This is a genomic window from Vibrio ouci, from assembly GCF_004551525.1.
Classification (GTDB): Bacteria; Pseudomonadota; Gammaproteobacteria; order Enterobacterales; family Vibrionaceae; genus Vibrio; species Vibrio ouci.
In genome coordinates, this window is the sequence record NZ_SATR01000324.1 from 1 (window position 1) to 532 (window position 532).

General features: G+C 51.1%; 1 protein-coding gene. It reads right to left on the reverse strand.

The window, feature by feature from the left end:
- Positions 1–532 (reverse strand): hypothetical protein (locus ELS82_RS26615; protein WP_167489568.1); only part of this gene is annotated, 532 nt, incomplete at both ends.

Below are 532 nucleotides of genomic sequence, written 5' to 3' on the forward strand. Positions count from 1 at the left end.
CGGTGAGGTTACCATTGGCTAGGAAGTCGGCCATTTCTGCAGTCAACGGGTCGTCGACATCAAGCGTAAAGACGTAGTTCAAGGTGCCATCGACTTCTTTATCGAGGGACACATCAAACTGAGCGTCATTACCTTCGACCACTTGGCCTGCGTCGCTCACGGTGAGCACCGGCGTGTCGTTATTGACCTCACCACCATCATCTATAATGGTTGCGTCGCCGCTATCACTGAGGTTCAACGCTTCATTGTTGTCACCGATGCTACCCGTTACCGTCACATCGAGTTCAAAGCTTTCCACACCTTCAAAGATGTCGTCGTTGTAAGTACCAACGGTGACGGTCATGCCCGTCGCATCACCCGGAATATCGAGGTTACCACCGTTACTGATCGGGAAGGATTGAGGGCCGTTACTGTCGGTGTAACTCACGGTGAGGTTACCATTCGCTAAAAAGTCCGCCACCTCTGCCGTCAACGGTTCATCGACATCGAGCGTAAACACATAATTCAAAGTACCATCGACTTCTTTATCGAG